This is a genomic window from uncultured Gimesia sp. (genome assembly GCF_937919775.1).
Lineage (GTDB): Bacteria > Planctomycetota > Planctomycetia > Planctomycetales > Planctomycetaceae > Gimesia.
On the sequence record NZ_CALFPF010000808.1, the window covers coordinates 1 to 4,460 of the forward strand.

The window sequence follows — 4,460 nt, forward strand, 5'->3', positions numbered from 1 at the left end:
GGTCGATGCCATCGTAAATGCGGCGAATGCCCGGCTGGCCGGCGGGGGAGGCGTCGATGGTGCCATTCACCGAGCCGCAGGCCCGGAAATCATGGAGGAACTGCAGCGGCGTTATCCGGAGGGTTGTCCTACGGGGAGTGCTGTTGTAACTTCCGCCGGGAAACTGGCAGCGCGATATGTCTTTCATGCTGTGGGACCGATCTGGCAGGGAGGCGGAAAAAAAGAGAGCGCGCTGTTGCAGTCGGTTTACCAGACGTGCCTGACACTGGCTGAAAAACATCAGTGTAAAACGCTGGCGTTTCCATCTATCAGTACCGGCGTTTATCGTTATCCGGTTGATCTGGCGGCGGAAGTGGCGTTGCGGACGGTCGCGGTGAAAGTGGAATCGTCAGATCAGTTGGAACTGGTTCGCTTTGTCCTGTTTGATCAGGGGACATTCGGCTGTTATGCTCGAATTTTAGAAACGATGCTGGTTTAAACTCATGGCCGCTCCCGTTATTCAGGAATTTGTTGCTTCCGATGGTTATCGCCTGCAGGGGCGCGTCTGGCTACCCGAAGTGGATCAATTTCAGGGCACGCTAGTCGTATTGCACGGGATTCAAAGTCATTCCGGCTGGTATGAATATTCCTGCGGAAAACTCTGCGATGCTGGTTATGAAGTCTGTTTTTATGATCGCCGCGGTTCGGGCCATAATATGCGGGAACGGGGAGATACGCCGCATTGGCAGCGTCTGGTGCAGGATGTGGTGCAGTTGTTGACGGAAGTTCGTTATCGGCGGCAACAGGCAGAGCAAAAAGGACCGGTGGTTTTACAGGCGATGAGCTGGGGCGCCAAACTGGCGGTGGTTGTCGCTGCGCAACGCCCTGATCTCATAGACGGGCTGGCGCTGCTGTATCCGGGAATCAAGGCTCTGGTCAAACCGACGGCCTTTCAAAAACTGCAACTGAAACTGGCGGAGCAGTTGGGGATCAGAAAAAAACGGGTCCCGATTCCGCTGAATGATCCGGCTTTGTTTACCGGTGAGGAAACCGGTCAGGCCTTGATCAGAGCCGATCTCCTGGCGTTGCACGACGTGACCGTGTCGTTTCTGCTGGCAAACCGGGAGCTGGATCGACGGGCAGATCAGGCGGCGGAACTGATTCATTGTCCGACGCTCTGCCTGCTCGCGGGACGGGATCAGATTATAAACAACCCTGCGACAGAGAAGTATTTCCAGCGAATTGCTTCGTGCAAGAAACAACTGATTCGATACCCTGAGGCGCGGCATACGCTCGAATTTGAACCGAATCGGGCGCAGATCGTTGTGGATTACTCAGATTGGCTGGCCGATCTCGGTTCTTCCTGAAAGTTCTCGTAATTCCTGGTGAATCAGTACAGACATTTTTTTTGAACTGCATAGAATAACAGGATGCCACCGACGGGCATTCCCGACTCTTATTATTTGGATGAATTCATGAAACGCCTGATTTTTTCCTGGTTGTCCCTTTTCACTCTAGCGGCTGTGTTTGTATGCGGAACTTTTCTTCACGCGGATGACCGTGCCCCTGAAGCGACGCAGAAGGCGGAGAAAAAGAGTTCAGAGACATCACCCGAGTCGAAAAAAGACGACGATGGTCTGGTGGCACTCAATAAACAGAAAACCGTGCTGCTGGATCTGGAAGGCAAACGGCTGCTGTTAAGAACCCAGGTTTGTCTGCAGGAAGGCGTGCTGGAAATGCTGTGCTGCAAGAAACAGACGAAAGAGCACGAATCGATTCTTTCGATTGATTCCCAGGCGACCGCCATTCACGCCGGATTAATAGCCATTGGTGCCAAACCCGGGTCGCCCGTGAAATTCACTCCCAAGTTTCAGCCGCCGCAGGGACAAAAGCTGAATCTCTTTCTGCAATGGAAAGACAGAGAGGGGAAACTGCATCGCGAGCCAGCTCAGGACTGGGTGCGGACCGCCACCAGCCGCTATTTCACCGCCAAGCTGGATCAACTGCCTGAAGCAGTGGTCATCGATAAAAAGAGTGAGCTGCGTTACGATGAAAAATACAAGGAACTGATCTGGTTCGGGCAGATGTCGGCCGAAATGCGGGATGAATTTCTTTCCAAATCAAAGGACGAGCAGTTTCAGGCGGCGATCAAAAAATTCTATGATGAGAGCCAGCCCCGGATCATGAAAGCGGACTGGGTTTTTGCCGGCAGCGGTTTTTCGATCGATGAGACAACGGGCGAAAAATATTACCACGCCGAAAGTGGCGACTTGATCTGTGTCGCCAACTTTTCGACGGCCATCATTGATATCGATATTCCCAGCTCTTCTTCGGGGGAAGGAAATCTGCTGTTTGAAGCGAATCAGGACAAAATTCCCCCGCGCGGCACCCCCGTGACGATTGAAATCTCGCTGGCAAAAAAATAGTTCAGTTGACGAGCGCGATTGCTTTTTTCATCGCGGCGGCTGTGGCAGCGACCGCCTGATCGGCGGGCAGCTTTCGGAGTGCTGCGTTGAACGGTTCTGCGCGAACCGGACCATCATAGCCCAGGCTGTTCAGCGTATTTAGAAAGAGTGCCAGGTCAATCACGCCGGTCGCCATCGGCAGTTCGCGTTTCTGGTCGAGCTGTTCATCAATGGCAAGGCCCGCAGGAGCATCATTCAAATCGACGGCGACAATGTCGGCGTTGGTTAAGGTGAGCAAATCCTCTTTGGTTTCATGGGCCGTGTACCAGTGCCAGCTGTCCAGAATCAGGCCGACCCCATTCACATCAATTTCCGCAATCAGTTCTTTCGTTTCCGGCATACTATGAATGTAAGGATATTTTTTACTCGACCAGAGGGTTTTCGGGCCGACATATTCCATGCCGAAGCGTAAGCCGTTGTCTGACAGGATCCGTGAGATTTCTTTCAAGCGACGTACATGCTGTTTGAAGTTCGCATTGTAGGTCAGTTCGTCATGAGTCGGCATGAGCCAGGTTCCGGTGCGTGTGACTCCCGCCCGTTGCAGAGCGGCTGAGGATGCAGGCAGAGCCGCGATTCCCTCTTTGAATCTGGATTCGTCATTGCGAAAGTCCACCGGCATGCCTGCCGCACTGAAAACCAGATTTTTGCTTTGCATGTCTGCTTTCAGGTCTGCCAGCTGGCTCTCGGAAAGTTGACCGAGATAACCCGCTTCGGGGACCACGGCTTCGAAACCATATCGGGCGGCATAATCAATCGCCTGTTTCTGGTCGGCTTTGACACCAATGCGACCGCAGGAGAGATCCAGCTTCATCTGTCTCTGCCTCAAAAGTGAAGCGGATGCAAAATGCGGCAAAACGCCTGCAAACAGGGCAGCGCCTGAGTACTGAATAAATGAGCGTCGATCAAAAGTCATTTTGTTTCCCTTTTCTGGTGGAAGCGGGTGATTTCACTCGGCTTGAAATTAATCCACTCCGATCCCTGAATTCAGTGAAATGAAAGTTGGATCCTTAAGTGATTATAAATGAGTAGCTTAGAAAAATAAAACCATAGCGCGATAATTCAGCTTTCTGGTGCAGGTGAGCAAAGAATTCAATGAGAAAATGGCAAAAGTCAAAACGGGTAATATAGGTTGGAAGTGAGGGTTTAATCTAATCTGAACCCGGATTGAATTGGGAATGGTTCTGATTAAACGTCGGCATCAGTTTCGCTAATACCAACCTGCCGTAAATGACGAATTTTTAGGCATAGCCATCCTGAATTCATCATAGTGCCTGTCCGACAGTGAGGTTGGGGAGTGACGATGTATTGAGTGGATCTGAAAAAGACTGTGACTGAGTTGTTCTCCGTGTTCTGAAACAGGGTGACTTCCTTTTCATGTCGGTCTTTTTTCAGATTACTGAAGGCATAGAAATTATATGGAAACAAACATTCGTCAGGCGCACAAAGGGATTTTCGTGTGCTGGCCAGATCATATCACAACGACGGGCAAGCCCGGTTTACGTCTTATCACGGATGAATGGATCCTGTCACAGGGATTCGGTTCAGACAAGACGGTGCCTTGCATTTTCTTATCGAAAAGGAACGGTACCGCATGATGCGCATGCTAAAACTCAGGTCACAACACCATTTTTCGAATATGCTGGCCTCCGCCATCTTTTCGGCAGCGATTGGGATTCTTTATTTCAGTTTTGATCCTTCTCCTGCAGACGCTGACCCGAATGACATGGCAGTCGTAGCCTCCAAGCCGATTCCAATTCCTGTGATTGCTTACAAACCGACCAATATCTCGGAGCCGCAACAGGGGCAGAATCTGGATAACGGAAAGCAGACCCCTCAGCAGAATGGTACTTTAACAGGCCGCATGGCATTGCTGATGAACATGCTGCTGCTGGAAAAAGGCTGCCGTTATCTGGACAGCATCCCCGATTACACGGCAACATTTTCGAAGCAGGAATTTGTCGGAGGTGCATTATCGGATAATCAGGTGATCAATCTGAAGTGTCGTCATAAACCATT

Annotated in this window: 5 protein-coding genes; 4 read left to right on the forward strand and 1 reads right to left on the reverse strand. The window is 51.1% G+C overall.

The window, feature by feature from the left end:
• The 3 genes from Q0294_RS23090 to Q0294_RS23100 form a co-directional block, all read left to right on the forward strand.
• Nucleotides 1-478 (forward strand): macro domain-containing protein (locus tag Q0294_RS23090; RefSeq protein ID WP_299470198.1); only part of this gene is annotated, 478 nt, incomplete at its 5' end.
• 4 nt (nucleotides 479-482) lie between these two features.
• Entirely contained in the window at nucleotides 483-1,346 is an 864-nt protein-coding gene (locus tag Q0294_RS23095) for an alpha/beta fold hydrolase (protein WP_299470200.1), read from the forward strand.
• Between the two features lie 108 nt (nucleotides 1,347-1,454).
• Complete coding sequence (locus Q0294_RS23100) at nucleotides 1,455-2,405, forward strand: YdjY domain-containing protein (RefSeq protein ID WP_299470202.1); 951 nt, start codon at nucleotides 1,455-1,457, stop codon at nucleotides 2,403-2,405.
• A 1-nt stretch (nucleotide 2,406) separates the two neighbouring features.
• Here Q0294_RS23100 and Q0294_RS23105 read toward each other — a convergent pair whose 3' ends face one another.
• A complete protein-coding gene (locus Q0294_RS23105) occupies nucleotides 2,407-3,357 on the reverse strand; it encodes a TIM barrel protein (RefSeq protein WP_299470204.1) in 951 nt (316 codons plus the stop codon).
• Nucleotides 3,358-4,035: 678 nt separating this feature from the next.
• On the opposite strand from Q0294_RS23105, the gene Q0294_RS23110 reads away from it, so the two are divergent.
• Nucleotides 4,036-4,460 (forward strand): DUF1571 domain-containing protein (locus tag Q0294_RS23110; protein ID WP_299470206.1); only part of this gene is annotated, 425 nt, incomplete at its 3' end.

What these genes read in the sequence shown, in the direction of transcription:
- Q0294_RS23095 (WP_299470200.1), top strand. Translation starts at nt 483, where the DNA reads ATGGCCGCTCCCGTTATTCAGGAATTTGTTGCTTCCGATGGTTATCGC.
- Q0294_RS23100 (WP_299470202.1), top strand. Translation starts at nt 1,455, where the DNA reads ATGAAACGCCTGATTTTTTCCTGGTTGTCCCTTTTCACTCTAGCGGCT.
- Q0294_RS23105 (WP_299470204.1), bottom strand. Translation starts at nt 3,357, where the DNA reads ATGACTTTTGATCGACGCTCATTTATTCAGTACTCAGGCGCTGCCCTG.